Genomic DNA, 1,299 nt, shown 5'->3' on the forward strand with positions numbered 1-1,299 from the left:
GCCGTTGATCGGCAGGCACTGCAAAACCGACTGCGGGGCTGATGTCGGCCTCTGCTGGTCAAAAAGCAATATACCGACCGAGGTGTGTTCTGGAATCCCAGCCTGATCCCGGAGCCGCTGTGCGCCATCGCTAAAGCTCCCACGAAGAGGTCAAGCTTCCAATATAAAGAGTTTCAGTTCCAGATTTGATTTAGGGGCCCGCTGTGCCGCTGGCGAAGACGTTTGAAAGGGAATTGCTGGAGAGGCTGAGTGCGGAAGAGCGAGCGGCGATTGTAAAGGGCGTAGCGGCGCTCGAAGCCTGTTTGGGACAAGACACAATTGGTGCTAATCATTTTGGGCTAAAGGGTTGAAGTCAGGACTGGACATACGGATGGCTTGGCTTCCAAAGGGATTTCGCGCCGGAGGGCCACCCGTCATCCGGCAGCTCCAGCAACTTCTATCGAAAATCGGTCTACCGTCGACGGAGCCAAGGCCAGCGCCATCGTCTACAGCTTGGTGCTGACCTGCCGCGCCTCACTCGTCGAGCCGCTCGCATGGTTGCGCCACGTTCTCACCGAACTGCCTCAACGCGCTGTCGATACCGACATCGACGATGCCCTTCAACTTCGCCAAAGCCGCTGCAGCCCGATCCGCCCGGACGCGTCCGTTTGAAAGCGACCGTCGTTGAAAGGGCGGCGGCAACGCGCGGGGAAATTCGCGCTTACCATCGATCCCGCCGGCCAGTGCTTCGTGCTTTGCGATCGGCGCATGGCCACTCCGTCAACAGCAGGAGAGAACGTCGAGCGGCGAGCGGAACTAATCTGGTAAGTTCGTGACCAGAACATCATCAACAATCTCAAATGGTTGGGTTTTGGTTACCGCATTGAAATGCTTTGGTTCGCCGGTCTCAGGATCGGATTTCCGAGTTTTCCCGTTTCTTACCCCTATCATAGCGCCGGACAACCGTATTGCCGAGGCACTGACCATTGACAATGATGACGTTGGGATCCTCTGCGTCCATTTGATCTCCTGTGCGGAGTACGAGTTCATCAGAACGGCGGGGTTGGACCCTTCCTCGAATGCTCCACGAGCGTCACTATCCGCCAGTATTCAATCCCAAACGAACGTCTGACGTGTGTGGCGCTGGCAGCGCCAAGGCTTGACGAAGGCATAACCTCTACCAATCCATCACCACCTTACCGGAACTGCCGCTTCGCATCGCATCGAACCCGACCTGGAAGTCGTCGATGCCGATGCGATGGGTGATCAGGCCCGAAACATCGAGCGGGCCCTGTACGAGCGCGATCATCTTGTACCAGG

Annotated in this window: 3 pseudogenes; 2 read left to right on the forward strand and 1 reads right to left on the reverse strand. The window is 57.3% G+C overall.

Annotated elements, in window-relative coordinates:
* Positions 1-203: 203 nt before the first annotated feature.
* Both RFM40_RS33530 and RFM40_RS33535 read left to right on the forward strand, forming a co-directional pair.
* Positions 204-350: pseudogene (locus RFM40_RS33530) on the forward strand (MarR family transcriptional regulator); the annotation flags it as partial.
* 103 nt (positions 351-453) lie between these two features.
* Positions 454-651, forward strand: a pseudogene (locus tag RFM40_RS33535) (transposase domain-containing protein); the annotation flags it as partial.
* A gap of 505 nt (positions 652-1,156) precedes the next feature.
* Here RFM40_RS33535 and tdh read toward each other — a convergent pair.
* Positions 1,157-1,299: pseudogene (tdh, locus tag RFM40_RS33540) on the reverse strand (L-threonine 3-dehydrogenase); the annotation flags it as partial.

It is taken from the genome of Mesorhizobium captivum (genome assembly GCF_033977165.1).
In the GTDB taxonomy this organism is placed as follows: Bacteria; Pseudomonadota; Alphaproteobacteria; order Rhizobiales; family Rhizobiaceae; genus Mesorhizobium; species Mesorhizobium captivum.